Origin of the sequence: Portibacter lacus (assembly GCF_021533215.1) — a bacterium.
Taxonomy (GTDB): Bacteria; Bacteroidota; Bacteroidia; order Chitinophagales; family Saprospiraceae; genus Portibacter; species Portibacter lacus.
Map to the genome: position 1 here is coordinate 123,911 of NZ_JAJNKA010000001.1, position 15,375 is coordinate 139,285.

At 36.4% G+C, this 15,375-nt stretch carries 10 protein-coding genes; 7 read left to right on the forward strand and 3 right to left on the reverse strand.

What is annotated here, in order from left to right:
- Positions 1-94 precede the first annotated feature (94 nt).
- From dnaX to L2586_RS00415, 3 genes are all read left to right on the forward strand, one after another.
- Positions 95-1,795, forward strand: a complete 1,701-nt coding sequence (gene dnaX, locus L2586_RS00405; protein ID WP_235290776.1) for a DNA polymerase III subunit gamma/tau — start codon at positions 95-97, stop codon at positions 1,793-1,795.
- A 271-nt stretch (positions 1,796-2,066) separates the two neighbouring features.
- The gene (locus L2586_RS00410) at positions 2,067-2,804 is read left to right on the forward strand and encodes a Crp/Fnr family transcriptional regulator (RefSeq protein WP_235290777.1); all 738 of its coding nucleotides are present in this window, start codon (positions 2,067-2,069) and stop codon (positions 2,802-2,804) included.
- A gap of 38 nt (positions 2,805-2,842) precedes the next feature.
- On the forward strand, positions 2,843-3,883 hold the full coding sequence (locus L2586_RS00415) for a quinone-dependent dihydroorotate dehydrogenase (RefSeq protein ID WP_235290778.1): 1,041 nt from the start codon (positions 2,843-2,845) through the stop codon (positions 3,881-3,883).
- Positions 3,884-4,538: 655 nt separating this feature from the next.
- Here the strand turns inward: L2586_RS00415 and nadC are convergent.
- Together nadC and purL are read right to left on the reverse strand one after the other, a co-directional pair.
- A complete protein-coding gene (gene nadC / locus L2586_RS00420) occupies positions 4,539-5,393 on the reverse strand; it encodes a carboxylating nicotinate-nucleotide diphosphorylase (protein ID WP_235290779.1) in 855 nt (284 codons plus the stop codon).
- Positions 5,394-5,498: 105 nt separating this feature from the next.
- A complete protein-coding gene (purL, locus tag L2586_RS00425) occupies positions 5,499-9,149 on the reverse strand; it encodes a phosphoribosylformylglycinamidine synthase (protein WP_235290780.1) in 3,651 nt (1,216 codons plus the stop codon).
- Between the two features lie 588 nt (positions 9,150-9,737).
- Here purL and L2586_RS00430 point away from each other — a divergent pair.
- Complete coding sequence (locus L2586_RS00430; RefSeq protein WP_235290781.1) at positions 9,738-10,481, forward strand: 3-keto-disaccharide hydrolase; 744 nt, start codon at positions 9,738-9,740, stop codon at positions 10,479-10,481.
- 91 nt (positions 10,482-10,572) lie between these two features.
- Here L2586_RS00430 and L2586_RS00435 read toward each other — a convergent pair whose 3' ends face one another.
- Positions 10,573-11,220 carry a hypothetical protein gene (locus tag L2586_RS00435; RefSeq protein WP_235290782.1) on the reverse strand — a complete coding sequence of 216 codons (648 nt, stop codon included), beginning with the start codon at positions 11,218-11,220 and terminating at the stop codon, positions 10,573-10,575.
- Positions 11,221-11,462: 242 nt separating this feature from the next.
- On the opposite strand from L2586_RS00435, the gene L2586_RS00440 reads away from it, so the two are divergent.
- The 3 genes from L2586_RS00440 to L2586_RS00450 all read left to right on the forward strand — a co-directional run bounded on the left by L2586_RS00440 (position 11,463) and on the right by L2586_RS00450 (position 15,341).
- Positions 11,463-13,367 carry a hypothetical protein gene (locus L2586_RS00440; protein WP_235290783.1) on the forward strand — a complete coding sequence of 635 codons (1,905 nt, stop codon included), beginning with the start codon at positions 11,463-11,465 and terminating at the stop codon, positions 13,365-13,367.
- The gene (dprA, locus tag L2586_RS00445) at positions 13,367-14,467 is read left to right on the forward strand and encodes a DNA-processing protein DprA (protein WP_235290784.1); all 1,101 of its coding nucleotides are present in this window, start codon (positions 13,367-13,369) and stop codon (positions 14,465-14,467) included. Before L2586_RS00440 ends, dprA begins: the two co-directional genes overlap by 1 nt.
- A gap of 127 nt (positions 14,468-14,594) precedes the next feature.
- Entirely contained in the window at positions 14,595-15,341 is a 747-nt protein-coding gene (locus L2586_RS00450) for a DUF3575 domain-containing protein (RefSeq protein ID WP_235290785.1), read from the forward strand.
- Positions 15,342-15,375 lie beyond the last annotated feature (34 nt).

Here is a 15,375-nt window from a genome sequence, read left to right on the forward strand (position 1 = left end):
ACAGAAAGTAATTCGGATAAAGTATTAAGACAAAACAAAAAACAAAAATCTAAAAACTAAAAACTTTGTACTCTAAACTTTATCTTCGCCATCTATGAGTTACATTGTTTCCGCTAGAAAATACAGACCTCAACAATTCGATGAAGTACTAGGGCAGTCCCACGTCTCTTCGACTTTACAAAAGGCATTAGACTCAGATAAAATTGCGCATGCTTTTTTATTCTGTGGTCCTCGTGGTGTCGGGAAAACTTCCTGCGCTAGGATCATGGCGAAAGTCCTTAATTGTGAAAATAAGCCGAACGCTCATACCGCATGTAATGAGTGTTCATCTTGTAAGGCTTTTAATGACAATGCCTCTTTTAACATCATTGAATTAGATGCGGCTTCGAACAATAGTGTTGAGAATATTCGAACATTAATCGAGCAAGTAAGATTTCAACCACAGCAAGGTCAATACAAAATATTCATCATTGATGAGGTTCACATGTTATCTACCAGTGCATTTAATGCATTTCTGAAAACATTAGAAGAGCCGCCACCATATGCAATATTTATATTAGCGACGACAGAGAAACACAAGATAATTCCTACTATTCTATCCCGATGTCAGGTTTTCGATTTTAAAAGAATCCAAACTTCTGACATGGTCGCTCAATTAAAAATAATTGCTGAGGCAGAAGGAAGGGAATATGAAGTAGAGGGTTTGCACATCATCGCTCAGAAGGCTGATGGAGCAATGAGAGACGCTTTATCTATTTTTGATAGAATTGCAAGTACAGGAGATACTATTTCCTATAAGCAAGTGGTAGAAAGCTTGAATATTCTTGACTACGATGTATTCTTTAATGTCGTCGACGCTCTGATGACGGAGGATATAGGTTCGATTTTGCTACAGTTTAGTGATATCATTAGAAGAGGGTTTGATCCTGATCATTTCATTAATGGATTAGCAGGACACTTTAGAAACCTATTAGTAGCTAAGGAAGAATCTACGATGTCACTCTTAGACTTAAGTGATCAGTTAAAAACAAAATACATCACACAAGCGAAATTGCTTAGTGCTGATTTCTTACTTACTGCGATGAACATCGCTAATCAATGTGATATCAATTTCCCGAAAGCGAAGAATAAAAATTTGCATACGGAAATTGCATTGTGCAAAATGGCTAAGATCAATAGAGCGATAGACCTTTCGAAATTAGCTGCAGAACAACCTAAATTAGAACTAAGAACAGCGAATAAAACAGCTGCTCCACAATCTTATACTCAGAAAATTCCTACTGAGAAAGAAGTTCAGAAAACCGTTTCTGTTCCCGCTAAAAAAGCGACACCTCTCAAAAAGCTTCCTAGAATTAATTCACTAGAGGAATTAGTAAAGCAAGTTGCTGAGGAAGAAGCAAGAAATGCAGATGCTGGTGAGGAAATGACAGATGAGAATCTTACAGCGCTTTGGAAAGACTACATTGACAATGTAGAATCTCAAGCGACTGCATCCAGTCTGAAAAATTCAATCGTCAGTTTTAAAGATCATTCGGTATACGCAGTTGTCCCATCGCAGATTGCTAGGGAAACCGTATTGCAAGAAGTGGCATTGATAGAGCGGATTAGGGTGAATTTTAATGTGAATGATCTAGCTATTAACGTCGTCGTAGATATCGATCAATTCCCGGATTTCAACAGAATCGAAAAACCAAAAATTCTTGGAGCACACGATAAATTTGAAAAATTAGTTCAAATCAATCCTTTGGTTGCAGATTTGGTTAAGAAATTTGACCTGAAACCAGATAGTGAATAAATATTTTTTTTAGGGGAAGTGATTTTCTTAATCGTCACATACATGACTGTTAGTGGACTATTAAGTAGATCTCGTTAAAGCATCGTCAATTTCAGAAGGTTTGCATTAAGAAACCTATAAAGAAATAAGGGACTTTGTTTTTACATTAAAGTGCTAATCGAATTAGAAATTCATAGCAATGGATCGACTTTATTTAAGCCTTTACCAAATACCTTGATGGTGTAAAAGAGCATTTTCATTTTAACCTATTTAAATTTTTCAAACAATTCGCATGGTAGATACGTTAATACAAAGAAGACAACAGACGAACAGGACTTTAGTTATGGACAATTCAATTTGGTATTTAGAAAATATAGACGTTACAGGGATTTTTTGTCCTGAAAAATTAGGTAACGCTCTAGAAGAACACGATCAAAAAGTTTTCAAAAAAGGAGAGTACATTTACTTGCCAGATCAGAGCTCAGATAAGATTTTTTTTATGACTAAAGGGCGAGTGAAAATTGGGAACTATAGTGATTCAGGTAAAGAAATTACAAAAGCCATTCTTAATAAAGGTGAAGTTTTCGGAGAATTATCGTTAGTAGGGGAGGATACGAGAAGAGATTTTGCATTTGCAATGGAAGAAACCACCGTTTGTGCGATTAGCAGTAGCGAAATGACATCACTTATTAGGGATCATTCTTCTTTAAGTATGTTTATGATGAAAATCATGGGTTCTAGAGTTTTAGAAATGGAACAACGATTGGAATCACTAGTATTTAAAGATTCAAGAACAAGAATCATCGAATTTTTGCTAGATCTTGCTAACAAGAAAGGAGAGAGAGTCGGATTCGAGAGAGTTGTTCGAAAATTTATTACACACCAAGAAATTGCTAATCTTACTGCAACTTCTCGACAAACAGTAACCACAGTTCTGAATGAATTAAGAACTAAAAACCTGTTAACATTTAACAGAAAAAGACTGTTAATCAGAGATATGGAAAAATTGCGTAGTGAAATGACAAGCTAGTGATCTAGGTTTTCTATTTTTGCTGGAAATTCATCAGCGTGTACAAAATATTATTGAAACCTCTGCTATTCAAGTTAGATCCTGAAAAAGCACACCACCTTACCGTTAAGTTACTGAAATTTGCGCTAGCCATACCAGGTGGCAAGTCCATTTTTAAATCGCTGTATGAATCGAAAGAGTCAAATCTTACTCGTGAAGTTTTTGGACTGAAATTCAAGAATCCTGTTGGTCTAGCTGCTGGATTTGATAAAGATGGTAAGTATTTTAATGCTATGTCTCATCTGGGTTTTGGCTTTATAGAAATTGGTACCGTTACTCCTAAAGGCCAAGATGGAAATCCGAAACCAAGACTCTTTAGGCTTCCTGAAGATGAAGCGCTGATTAACAGAATGGGTTTTAACAACGAAGGTGTAGAAGCATTAGTCGAACGACTTCGGAAAAATAGCTCTTCGAATTTTATCATTGGAGGAAACATTGGAAAGAATAAAGTGACCCCGAATGAGAATGCTACAGATGACTATGTCATTTCATTTATCGCGTTGTTTGATTTTGTAGATTACTTCGTGGTCAATGTTAGCTCACCGAACACTCCAGGACTTAGAGAACTGCAAGAGAAAGCCCCATTGACCGCATTAATAACAACGCTACAAGCTCTGAATGATGCAAAGCCGAATAGAAAACCACTACTTCTTAAGATTGCCCCAGATTTAACAGACTCCCAACTGGATGATATCATTGAAATTGCAGAGACGACAAAACTCGATGGGCTGATTGTCAATAACACAACCATAGACAAATCGAAATTAAAAACCTCTCAGCAAAGGATAGATGAAATAGGAAATGGAGGTCTAAGTGGTAAGCCGCTAAAAAATAGGTCTACTGATATCATAAGGTATATCAGTGAAAAGACTCAAGGAAAAATTCCGATCATCGGAGTTGGAGGAATACAGACTCCTAAAGATGCCATTGAAAAATTAGAAGCAGGCGCAAGTCTAGTTCAGGTTTATTCAGGTTTAATATATGAAGGCCCAGCAATGGTTAGGAAAATCAATAAAGCGATCAGCGAGGCATCTATATAATTAGGTCAATTTCACTATAGCTTCATCAGTCCGCCTAGGTGGTAATAAATGTGGCGTTAAAAATTATGTAACTGGATACATTGAACCTTTCCTCCTGGAAAGGGAAAAACGGCAAAAGTTGTGATGTAGTCATTTCTTACTAACCCTTTCCTTTAGCTTTGATATAATTATTTTTCTCAAGTGACGATAATTCGTAATATAAAAAGTACTCGTTTCGTAAGGGTAATGAAAGTGGACTTTTGTAATGTAAAAGTAATGTCTAGATACCGTCATTTTTTAGGATGTAAGACATATTACAATTAATTCTGATGGCACCGTTTTTGCCTTTTAGGTGGTTGTACAGATAATTTTAATAACCAATTATTATATTTAAGATGTTGCAGAAGGATAAGGATCTTTTTTACAAAGACATGAGGTTTTGGATTGCTATGGTTTTTTTAGTCATACTCTTCAGTTTCCTCATTTCGACATACCCCTCCTGATGCCTTCAGTATAGGTACTTAATTCAGCCAAATTAAGTTAGCCCGAAATATGGTTTAGAAATTCGTATGTTTTTTAAGTGTCATATAGAATTAAACGAACTTTCGGAGTAGAAAAAAACCCGATGTCCTTTTACAAGCACATCGGGTTCTTTATTTATGTTATATTTTTCTTTCTACTTTTTAATTTTCAATGAAAGGTCTAATGAACCAGCTGAATGGGTTAGCGCTCCTGAAGAGATATAATGAACACCTGTTTCAGCAATCTTTCGAACAGTCTGTAATGTTACCCCACCTGATGCTTCTACCTGAAATCGGCCATCGATCACTTTTACTGCTTCTTCTAATAATGGTAGTTCAAAATTATCTAACATGATTCTGGTAATGTTTCCAACATTTAGAACTTCATGTAACTCCACTAAATTTCTTACTTCTACCGTAATACCTAACTCTAGCTCGTTTTCCTTTAAGTAAGTATTAACGTGTTCTACAGCAGCTGTAATGCTTCCACATGCGTCTATATGATTGTCTTTTATCATGATCCAGTCGTACAATCCATCACGGTAATTATAGCATCCACCGATTCGAACGGCATATTTTTCTAAGAATCTTAGAAGTGGTGTTGTTTTTCGAGTATCCAGAATTTTTACTGGCATATCTTCAACCTCTACGGCGAATCTACTACTCAAGGTAGCGATCCCACTCATACGTTGCATGGTATTAAGGACCAATCGCTCTGCTTTTAATAGAGCTCTAGAATTGCATTCTACTTCGAAAGCGACATCTTTCACATCTACATCTGTCCCGTCTTCGATAAATACCGTAACGGTGCTATCTGGATCTACATAATTGAAAATTCTTTTCGCTATTTCCACGCCTGCTAAGACACCTACATCCTTTACAATTAATTCTGCAGTATTACGATTTCCTGATGGAATACATGCTAATGAAGTATGATCTCCGTCTCCTACATCCTCAGCTAGTGCTTCTACTATAAATTTAGCCAATAGCTGTTGGTCTAATTCTTCCATTTTTAGAGGTTTTCATTTACGCTCAATGTACGTAATTACAATTAAATATTAAATGAATTGCCTAGATTGTAGCTAATGTTTTTGCCACCACCAGACGTTTCTGAACTATGCATTTTCCTTAATATATTCATATGCATTTACAAATGCAAGTGCCCAAGGTGAAACTTCATCATTTCTATTGTCATCATAATATGCCCAGTTCCAAGGATAAAATGATCTTTCTATGTGTGGCATGGTCGCAAGATGTCTTCCATCAGCGCTACAAATCATAGCCGTATTATAAGCACTACCATTAGGATTCGAAGGATATGCATCATAGCCATATTTAGCAACGATGTCGTAATCTGCTTCATTCATCGGTAAGTTAAACTTACCTTCACCATGTGAAATCCATACACCTAAAGTACATCCTTCTAGGTTCGACAACATCACGGACTTGTTTTTCTGGATCGTAACGGAAGTAAATGCACTTTCGTGTTTGCGTGAGTCATTATAATCCATCTTGGCTAACTGAGTATGTTCCGGATTGATCAAGTCAAGCTCTAAGAATAATTGGCAACCGTTACAAATTCCAACGGACAAGGTATCTTCTCTTTTGAAAAAGTTTTCGAGTGCTTTTTTCGCTTTTGGATTATAAAGAAATGCACCTGCCCATCCTTTAGCGGACCCGAGTACATCACTATTCGAAAACCCACCGACTGCTCCTAAAAACTGAACATCTTCGAGCGTTTCTCTTCCAGTAATTAGATCTGTCATATGCACATCTCTAACTTGAAATCCAGCTTGAAACAAGGCATTGGCCATTTCCCGCTCTGAATTACTACCTTTCTCCCTTAGAATGGCAGCAATAGGTTTTTGGTCAATGTTTTTGTGAGAAGGAATAGATCCTGTGAATCCACTTGGAAAAGTATAGTTTAATGCTTGTTCTTTATAATTGTCAATTCTTGCTTTCGCTAAATTTCCAGCAGTCTGATTTTGATCTAAAAGGTAAGAAGTCTCATACCATTCATCTCTGTATTTCGCAATGTCGAAGGTTAGATTATTAACCGTAACATTCTGGCTTTTAATACATTGACCTATATTATAAAAAAGTATATTTTCTTTTTGTAGTAGCTTTTCAAATCCTTTCTCCGCCTGTATGACTAAAGCAGGTTGCTCTGAAAAGAGAGCTTTCACCATATCATCTGCCTCTAGTGACCATAGATCGATACTTGCTCCTACCTTATTCGTAGAAAAACACATTTCAAGTAAAGTCGTAATTAATCCTCCAGATGACACATCATGCCCAGCCAAAATCAAATCTGACTTAATCGCCTCTTGAATCGTATCGAATATATTAGCTAATTGTTGTCCACTTACGATGTTCGGTATTTGTGTTCCAATTTTATTCAATACCTGCCCGAGAGAACTTCCACCTAATTCAAAATCCATTCCAGCAAGAGGAAGGTAATATATCGCTGCATCACTTATTTTCAGAAGTGGTTCTACGATGCGATTGATGTCGCTGCATTGTCCAGCTGCAGAGATGATAACTGTTCCAGGAGCGGTGATGGTTTTGCCTGGATACTTTTGTGCCATAGACAATGAATCTTTCCCTGTAGGAATATTGATTCCTAAGTCTATCGCATAGTCAGAAACGGCTTTGACTGCTTCATAAAGTCTAGCATCTTCGCCTTCATTTCTGCATGGCCACATCCAATTCGCAGAAAGAGAAATAGATTTAACACCTTTTTCTAGCGGTGCCCAGACAAGGTTCGATAGAGATTCTAGGATTGCTGTTTGAGCACCTTTTTCAGCATCGATTAAGGTCTGAACAGGTGCGTGACCGATAGAAGTAGCTAGTCCTTCTTTTCCTTCGAAATCTAATGCCATTACACCTACATTGTTAAGTGGGAGTTGCAATGGTCCTACACATTGTTGCTTAGCTACTTTTCCGCCGACACATCGATCCACTTTGTTCGTTAGCCAGTCCTTACAAGCTACCGCTTCAAGCTTTAATACTTGGCTTAAATAATCATGGATCTTATCTTTATCATAAGTGATTTCCTCATATTTACGATCTAGTTTTCGATCGTTCATAATCGTTTTCGGTGAACTTCCGAACATGTCAGATAGCTCTAGATCCATAGGTTTCTCTCCAGTCTTATCAGACTTAAAGGTAAAGTGATCATCGCCAGTGACAACACCTACATTATACATCGGTGATCTTTCTCTATCTGCAATCTCTTTTAATAAGCCTAGATCTTTTTCGCCAATGACGAGTCCCATTCTTTCTTGAGATTCATTTCCTATAATTTCTTTAAATGAAAGCGTTTTATCACCGATGGGTAAATGCTCAATGGTTATCTCACCACCAGTCTCTTCTACTAATTCAGATAAACAATTCAAGTGCCCTCCTGCTCCATGATCATGAATGGACACGATCGGATTCTCATTCGCTTCGACTAATGCCCGAATGGTGTTCGCTGCTCTTTTTTGCATTTCAGGATTAGATCGCTGAACGGCATTTAATTCTATTCCACTTTCGAAAGCACCTGTGTCCGCAGATGAAACTGCTGCACCACCCATTCCTATTCTATAATTATCTCCTCCTAGAATAACGATCTGGTCACCTTTCTTCGGTGTATCCTTTAAGGCTTGACTTTTCTTTCCGTAACCAATTCCTCCAGCTTGCATGATCACTTTATCGTATGCTTGAGCAATTCCATTTTCTTCGTGTTCGAAAGTGAAAACCGAACCAGCAATTAGGGGTTGTCCGAATTTATTACCGAAATCAGAAGCACCATTTGATGCTTTGATTAATATTTCGATCGGACTTTGGTACAACCATTTTCTTTCAGGCATTGCTTTTTCCCAAGGTCGTTCGTCGTTCAGTCGAGAATAAGCAGTCATGTAAACTGCGGTTCCTGCTAAAGGAATAGAACCTTTACCACCAGCCAATCGATCTCTTATTTCACCACCAGATCCAGTAGCTGCACCATTGAATGGTTCTACGGTCGTAGGGAAATTATGTGTTTCAGCTTTAACTGAAAGAACAGATTCGAAGGGTTTCAATTCGTAGAAAGAAGGTTCGTTTGGTTTAGCAGGTGCGAATTGATTAATGGTAGGCCCATTGACGAATGCAACATTATCTTTATAAGCAGAGACGATCTCGTTTGGATTTTCTTTGGCCGTTTTCTTTATCAATTTGAAAAGAGAACTTGGCATTTCTTCGCCATCAATAACAAACGTTCCATTAAATATTTTATGTCGGCAATGCTCGCTATTAACTTGAGAAAAACCGAAAACTTCTGAATCACTTAATTTTCGATCTAATCGAGCAGCTAGATCTTCTAGATAGGAAACTTCATCACTGCTAAGTGATAATCCTTCTTGATCATTGTATGCTGCAATATCTTCGATGTATTGAATAGGCTCTGGAGAGATATTTACATCGAAAACTTCTTGATTTAATTCGTGGAATTTTTGAGATAACATCGGATCAAAATTGGCATTATCATCATTCATTTTTTCAAATGATTCTATGCGCTGAATGCCAGCAATCAGCATGTTTTGTGTGATTTCTACAGCATTTGTAGACCACGGAGTGATCATGTTAGCTCGAGGCCCAATAAAATCACCCTTGAGGACTTTTTCATCTAAAAGGCGAGCATTTCCGAATAACCATTCTAATTTCTTCTGGTCTTCGGGGTTAATCAATGACTCAGATTGGACTAAGTATAATTTTTCAGGTGTGCGCTCAAAGAAAAAAATCATCAAGTATAGTTTTATGATAGATCAAAAAGCAAAATTAATCTTTCTGTTGGAGAAAGGAATTTTTAAGATGGGTTATTTTAAGGGGATTCTTGTCTTGACCAAAAAATGACTTGAATGCATCTCTTTCTTGGTTAATATTTAAGTTGAAATGTTTATTTGTTGAAAACATGTCTTTGCTAAGGATAGCAGGAGTAATGGATCTTTAAGGATTTTTGAAATCTTCAGGTAAAAAAAAATGAGGCCGGAATCTCTTCCGCACCCCATTTGGTTTTATGGCATTATAATTTGCTAGGTTATCATCGTGTGTCGGTGATAGCTATATGTATTCAAATCCGAAAATAATGTTACCCCGGAATTCATTTTTTTTAAAATAAAGTGATAAATGTTAGAAATTCAGATAAGAATCAACGGATAGGAGCCTATGATTAGGTTGTTTCAGCTTTGCATTTAATTTTGAAAAGCCTATTGTAGGTTCTTAATGTTCTTTTTTATATATAATTCAAATAAGGCTGTAAGATTTTAAGTGTTTTGGTTTAATAAGAGCGTCTTTTCTTTATATTTAAACCGAATTTTAAAAAAAACTTATACATGCGACACATCATATTTATTTTTAGTCTATTCCTTATTTTTTCCTGCAAAAGTACCTCGGACCTATCAAGCAAAGTTGATGGTAAGTCAGATACCGCTGATTCAGAATGGATATATTTATTTGACGGAACTTCTCTAGATGGATGGAGGAATTATAATTCCCAGGAGCTTTCAGCTCAGTGGGTGATTAAAGATGGAGAATTGACATTTGATACTGAAAAAAGATTAGAAGCCGATAAAAGAGGAGGTGGAGATCTAATTTATGGGAAAGAAGAATTTGATAATTTCGAACTCTATTTAGAATGGAAAATCCCTGAAGGAGGAAATAGTGGTGTCTTTTATCATTTAAAAGAAGGATATGGTGGTCCACCAGAAGTTAGCCCAGAGTATCAATTATTAGATGACTTAAAATGGGAAGAAATTAACAATGCTAAGCTTGCAGACTGGCAAAAAACGGGTGCCGATTATGCCATGTACTCAGCAGATGAATCTATTAAAAAAGTAAAACCTGCAGGGGAGTGGAACACCACTAGAATAATATTCACGCCAGAAAAGGCAACTTATTTTTTAAATGGACAGAAAACGGTTGAATTTGTTCCTTGGTCAGAAGATTGGCAAGAAAGAAAAATGAAAGGGAAGTGGAAGAATGTCAAAGACTATGGAAAGTATAAAACTGGATATATCGGATTGCAAGATCACGATAGCCCGATATGGTTCAGAGAGATAAAGATTAAGAAGCTCTAAGCGAGCATTTAATCGTCTGAACTATTAAAAAAGAAGTAATCATTAAGTTTTCATGGAAAGATAAGATTAGCTGCATAGCAGAAGCTATGGGCTAGTCATTCTGTGGCCCGTTATAAAAAACGATGCTGAAACCAAAGTGCAGATTCTCTTGAATGGCACCATTTTTCGTGCTTACACCTAAATTTTGAGCTAGGCTTCCTAAATTATAATGTGACCAAGGAATAGAGATATATGGCTGAAGACTAATGGATAATCTATCAGATCCAGGAGCGACAAGAATCAGATATACCCGATTTCCTAATCGATCATTGTTAAACACACGGACCGAAGATTCAAAATTTTCAATTGGGCTAGCTATATTCAATTTTTCCCAGTAAACATTGGCCCCAATTCCGAAGTATTTGTTGTAGCTTTCTAGTCCTAATGCAAATTTATTTGCCGTGTAATCAAGTTCTTTTGAAACAAGAACTTCATTTACATCAATTCCATTAGCGAATTTCTTTGCGGAGGATCTTTCCCAAGTGAAATCCATTCCCACGTATTCACCTCGCAATCGCAAACCAAGCTGAAGGCCGTTGAAAAAATGCAAATCTTTAAAGGGATCTGCTAAAGTAGGATTAGCAGTATTGTAACTCGATAAAATTTCATTATTACCTGAATAGGCACTATAATCAAGATTGTACCCGATTTTCAAATTAAGTTGTCCATAGGCTGGACTTAAATTAATGCAAAATATCATTGCAAAAATCATCTTAATCAGATGATTATATATTATACTTTTCTTAGGTGCCAAACAGTTACTTATTTTTGTATACGACTAATAGTCAATTAGTTCTAGTTCAAAGGTAGTTATTTTTTACAAGAATTGCAGAACTTTAACTTGAATGCAAATCTTAAGACATTAACATTCATATGTCAGTTTTATCTATGTTTATTAGCTTGATACCTAATCAAATTATATTTTTGTCTAAAATATCCTAGATGGCTAAGAAGAAGAAAAAGGTTGCGAAAGCGGTACAAGCACCTAAGAAAGTAGTGAAAAATGCTAGTCCAGCATTTGAGCAAACACTTTTTGTAGAAGGTTTTTGGAAAAGAAATGCGATTGGAGCGGCAATCATATTTTTACTAGGAATGGGTCTTTACCTAAGAACATTGAATTATGAATATGTGCTAGATGACCAGATCGTAATCACTAAAAATGTATATACCGAAAAGGGGTTTGATGGCATATGGGAAATTTTAACGACGGAAAGTTTTCAAGGTTATTTCCAGTCTCAGAAAGATCTTGTGGTAGGTTCACGATATAGGCCTTTGTCCATTGTTTCATTTGCAATAGAAAGAGGTATTCTAGGTGAAAATAATAGGCAGGTAAGTCACTTTATTAATGCTTTGTTGTATGGATTATGTGGGTTACTATTGTTCCGTGTTCTTTCACTTATTTTCGTTCAAAAGTCAACGGCAAAATGGTACTTAGGCTTAGGATTCGGTGCAGCATTACTATGGACTTTGCATCCACTTCACACAGAAGCTGTTGCCAATATAAAAGGTAGAGATGAAATCATGGCCTTGATCGGTTCATTGGCAACATTGTATTATGCACTCAAGTATATGGAAAAGGGTGGGATCGTAAATCTCATCTTAGCATGTGTTAGTTTTTTCTTAGGATTGCTAGCAAAGGAAACAACGATAACTTTTCTGGGAGTCATTCCGATGAGTATTTATTTCTTTCAGAATGGAAGCATCAAGAAAATCCTTAAGATATTTCTACCACTATTGGCGGTTTTCGCATTATATATTATTCTACGGATTCAAGTGATTGGTTATTTAGTCAGTGATACCGTGGTGACCGATATCATGAATAACCCCTTTGTGAATATGACGGTGGCTCAGAAATATGCAACGATATTTTACACATTGATTATCTATCTTAAGCTATCGATCGTTCCGCATCCACTTACTCATGATTATTATCCGTTCCACATTCCTACGATGGAATGGACCGATTTCCTACCTATTTTATCGTTGGTGATGTATCTAGCAATGGGAGTTTTTGCACTGTGGGGAATTAAAAAAAGAAGTATTCCAGCCTTTGCAATTCTATTCTACATTATGACGCTTTCTATCGTGTCTAATTTGTTTTTTCCGATAGGAACATTTATGAATGAGCGGTTCATATTTATGGCAAGTATCGGAATGTGCATTTTGATTGCATGGGTTTTGCTGGATTTTCTACCTAGTTTATCAGAGAAAATAAAACCACTGTACGGAATCGTTGCCATCGGAATTATTTCATTAGCCTATGGATATAAAACGTTTACTAGGATACCAGCATGGAAAAGTCCGCTTTCATTAAATGCTTCGGCTATTAAAGTTTCTAAGAATAGTGCAAGAGCAAATTGTTTCACGGGTACAGCATATTTTAATGAATATAAAGCACTTCCGCAGGGAGAAGCTAAGAAAAGAGCACTAGAGTTAGCTGGACATTATGTAAGAAGGTCTAAAGAACTCTATCCAGAGTATCATAATGCGAATCTAATGTTATCTGGCGTTTTAACAGAAGAGTATGCTTATGACAGAGATCTAGATAAGTTATTAGCAGGATTTACAGAAATTATAAAAACGAATCCTAGGATTACCTTTATGCAAGAGTATTATGATTATTTGAAAGGAAGAGCAAATACACAAAAAATGCTTGACTTTTATTATAACACAGGAAAGACCATTCTCATTGATCAGCAATATAAATTTAATGATGGATTGAACCAGTTACAGTTTGGGTTAAATATAGATCCAAGTAATGCTAGAATACTTAGAGCAATGGCAGAAACCTATGAAAAGCTTGGTAATTCTAATAAGGCTCAAGAATATTATAACCTTATCAGGTAATGGCAAAGGCAGAAACGGATGTATATCGGGTCGCCTTGTCTATGGTGAAAAATGTGGGAAGTGTTCGCGCGAAGCAACTCATTAATCAGTTAGGAAGTGCTGAAGCGGTTTTCGATGCTGCAGATTCAGAGCTGAAGCAAGTTACTGGTATATCTAAAGGAATCATAGAGACAATCAGATCTGTAGACACCATAGAAAGTGCTAAGAAGGAATTAGATTTTATTCGGAAGAATAATATTCAATTACTTTACTTCCTTGATGATGATTATCCAGATCGATTAAAACATTATGATGATGCACCTATATGTCTTTACTACAAGGGAAGTGTTTCATTAAATGCTGAAAAACATGTCAGTATTGTTGGTACGCGGAGTCCTACAGAAAAAGGAAAGTGGATATGTGAGAAATTGGTTGAAGATCTTGGATCCACCGATGCGACGATTATAAGTGGCTTGGCTTATGGAATTGATATTGCTGCCCATAAGTCTGCTTTGAAATCTAAACTTCCGACGATAGGAGTTGTCGCACATGGACTAGATACGATTTATCCAAGTGCACATAAGTCCGTGGCAAGAGAAATGGTTGCGCAAGGTGGAATTCTGACAGAATTTGTGCGAAGTATCAAACCTGACAGAGATAGATTTCCAGCCAGAAATAGAATCATAGCAATGCTTTCTGATGCATTAATCGTAGTGGAATCTAAAGAGAGTGGAGGTTCGATGATTACGGCTAATTTTGGAAATGACTATAGTAAGGATGTATTTGCGATTCCTGGCAGAATCGATGACCCATTTTCTAAAGGGTGTAATAAATTAATTAAAGATCATAAGGCCTACTTATTAGAATCTGCTGATGAATTAATAAGAATGATGCGCTGGGAACCTAAAACCAAGAAGGAAGTACAACGCTCACTTTTTCTAGATCTAACAAGGGAAGAGCAAAAAGTACTTGAAACAATTAAGATCGGAATAGATGGCATAGATGGCCTCTGTCATTCGATAGCATTATCCAAATCTGAAATGGCAGCACTTTTGCTAGACATGGAATTAAAAGGACTAATAAAATCGCTTCCTGGAAGTAGATTTATGGCACTTAATTAGCACAAAAGTTGTTTTTATTATAGGAAAGTTAAATAAGCGTAAGGAATTGTTAACATTGTCGAAAATACTTGCACTAAAGTAATAACGTTCATAATATTAGAGAATCAAACCAAAATCAAATAAAATAATGAAAAAAATCACATTGATCATGATTGGTTGCCTTATGGGAATCATCAGTATGGAAGCACAGCAATCAGCAGTTAAATTAGGCCTAGGTGGCTTGTTCGTCACTGCGCCGAATCTTAGATTTGAACAAGCCGTAGGAGATAGAATGTCTTTTCAAATAACTGGAAGTTATAAATTTCCAACCACTATTTCTTCAGATATAGTAGAAGATGCATTTTCATTTACCGATCCTAAGATTTCTGGTTTCGCAATAATTCCGGAATTTAGATTTTATTTTGGAAAGGCAAAAGCAGGTACAATTGAAGGTTTTTATTTAGCACCATATTTAAAATATCATAAGTATGGAACTAAAACGGTTACAAGTTTTAACTATATAAATCCACAGAATGAAGTTGTTCCATTGAGTCCTGAGTTAAGTCTGGATCTTGCAACCATCGGTGGTGGATTACAGATTGGTTACCACTGGATCTTTGGAGAGCATTTCTCTTTGGATTGGCACTTCCTAGGATTAGGTGGAGATGCACACAGAATTAAATTGAAATACGATTTCGAAAAAGACGGATTAGATCTTAAAGATGTTGCAAGATATATCAGAGATGAGTACAATACTGAAAATCCTGATAATCAACTAGAGATCAGTGATGCCGATATTGATGATTTACCGATTAATGGAAATCAAATTAAAGCAAGTTTGCCGTTCGCATTTATTGGATTCAGAGCAGGGCTTTCTATAGGTTACGCATTTTAATTTTACAATAAAATTTCATTGGTTTCATCGGATA